The organism is uncultured Fibrobacter sp. (genome assembly GCF_937877005.1).
Classification (GTDB): domain Bacteria; phylum Fibrobacterota; class Fibrobacteria; order Fibrobacterales; family Fibrobacteraceae; genus Fibrobacter.
In genome coordinates this window covers 1-2,569 of the sequence record NZ_CALEFV010000228.1, presented here as the reverse complement: position 1 = coordinate 2,569, position 2,569 = coordinate 1, and the positions used below count along the sequence as shown (strand labels likewise).

The 2,569-nt window shown below is 53.7% G+C and carries 1 protein-coding gene; it reads right to left on the bottom strand.

Annotated features, from left to right (window positions below):
- Positions 1-63: 63 nt before the first annotated feature.
- Entirely contained in the window at positions 64-2,457 is a 2,394-nt protein-coding gene (locus tag Q0628_RS10170; RefSeq protein ID WP_298770692.1) for a DUF4859 domain-containing protein, read from the bottom strand.
- Positions 2,458-2,569: the final 112 nt, after the last annotated feature.

The window sequence follows — 2,569 nt, the reverse complement described above, 5'->3', positions numbered from 1 at the left end:
GCCGTTTCTCAAGACAAGAGCGCCCCGGCATTCGCCGGGGCGCCTTTGTTTGGTATCATCGATTTATCGGAAAATGCTTATCGATTTCGCCTCGCGGTAACTGCCGGTCGTCACCTTCACGATATAGGACGCCATAGGCAAGCCATTCATATCAAACGCAAACGTATGCGCACCGGCATTCTGCACGCCAACCATTTCTTGGGCAATTAAAGCACCAAATCCCGTAAACAGGCTGATTTTTACATTGTCACGCAGCGGAAGCGTGTAGCGAACCTCGATCTGTCCGCGACGAAGCGCAAGGTCGACATGATTCGAAAGCCCCTCGAGTCCATACATCAACGCCGTTGTCGCCTCGCCACTCCCCTTTTCGTTGGTGATAGTCACATTTACCTTGAACAGCACCGACTTTCCGTTGTACGAAAGCCCCTGCGTAAAGCTGTACTTTTCGCCGTCCTTCACGCGGTTCGGATAATGTCCGACGGCAAGCGTTCCCTTCGACAAGTCGGCTTCGCTGAACACGTAGGCGGACTCACCCCATTCCACCACCTTGCCGTCTTTACCGAACCAGTGTCCCGGAGCGGTGGCGGTGCTGTTGGTCACCATGTTGCCGTCGCTTTCCTGGGCAAAGAAGGTCGCCTGGGAAAGAGTCGACGCAGTAAGTCCAAGCTTTTGCGCGATTTCGTTTACATCAAATTTTGCCGCAACCGTCGCATAGTTATCGTCAATCGGCAACGTCACCGTGATTGTGTATGTCGTGGCATCGTCCGAGACAACCTTTTCGGAGCTGCTGGATGCCGGCACGCTGCTAGAACTTGCAGGCGCGACAGAGCTACTCGAAGCTACAGAGCTACTGGACGCAACCGGGGTTTCGCCGATTTCTGGCCACTTGTAATCCAATTTGAAGTCGTTGTAGTACTTGACGTTTGCAGCCCCTGCGCCACTCACGCCCGTTTCCAGTTTCAACTTATAATCGTAATGCAACTTGCGAATCCCCGTGTTGCCGGTGTACTGGTAATCGGTATTCACAATTACCGCGAAACCCATCGCCGTGCCATTCGTCGAAGAAGGCGTCTTATCCAGGCGAAGCGTCGCAGAGCCCTCGCCCGTAATGGGTTCGCTGTAAACAGGTGTACCGTCAGTTGCGCGGTAGCACAGCAAGAAATTCATGTTCTTGTTATTGGAATTTGCGCCGTTCGGGTAGAAGCTCACCGTCACCTCTTTAGCGCCGTTTTGCACTTTCAGCGGAACCACGTTCGAGCCCGACCATCCCGGAGTCGTTTCCTGATTCGGTACAAGGTAGCCGTTGCTTTCCGTTACTGTCTGGTAAGGCGTCATGGTCCAGGTGTAGCTTTTCCTGTTGTTGTCCCACATGTCCTGTTCCCAGTAGGTGTCGCTTCCGAAATGCTGATTCAGCAGGTTCCTGATTTCGCCGGACCATTTTTTCATGTCAAGCATCGCAAGCCTTGCGCGGAATTCGGTAATGAGCCTGCGCACGCCCGCATCGCCCAGCCCCTTGTCGAGGCCGTAGGTTTCAAGTAGGTATTTGGTCTTGCCGTAAGCGTTTCCGTAAATCCAGCGAACAGCCCCCGTACCAATCCACGTGCCGATAAACGTCGGGAAGATGTTGCTGTACTGCGAGCCCCCCAGCAGGTAACGCTGATTCTTGCCGGTCACGCCACCGTCATCGGCACCGCCGCCAGGGCCACCGAAGGTACCGTCAATGAGCCAGCCCGAATAGCATTCGATCGGCATGAACGGCGCAATGACCGTCGCCGCATTCAAAAATCCCATACCGCTGTATACACCATCGCGGTGACTGAACATATCCTGCTGAATCCATGTGTTACCCGCTTCCTGAAACCAGTGCGCATCCTTTGCGCCGGGGTAACCGTTCGTCATCGAGTGGATTCCCTCGTGAATCATCGCATCCATCTGCGCCACACGATCGTGGTAAGGGCAACTCGTATTGAAACTGTACAGCGGATAGAACGAGGCTGCCACGGCCGTGTAGCCAGCCACCCATGTCTGCCAACCGCCCGTCGTGTCTTCCTTTGCACCACCGGCACATGTACCCGAGCCATAGTAATAAACGGCACTGTATTGGCCTTCTTGCGCCTGGGCATCCGGCGCCCAGCCCATCTCATTGTACAAATACTCAAAGTCAGTATCGTACTTCTTGAGAATCGAATCAATCGTCACGTCGGTAATGCGGCTGTCGCGATCCTTGCCCCAGTAGAACGCCCACCATTTACCGGCCTTCTTTCCGGTAACGCCCGAACAATTGTTGTTGAACTTGGTCGGCGGCTGGATATCGCCCAGATTCGATTTCGTATCGTAATCCAGGTCGCTGCGGTAACCGGGCCATGTGTAAGCATCACCCGACGCCGCGTATGCGTGAACACCTAGGGCAGCCGACAAAACGGCGCCCGGAATCAATCCCAAACAACTTTTTTGCATAACACACTCCAACTTTTATGCATCAAGTAATATAATCCCATCTCTTGCAAAGAGCGCTATTTACGTTCATCCATTGTTGTCCACAGACAACAGTCCACTAGTCGGAACAATT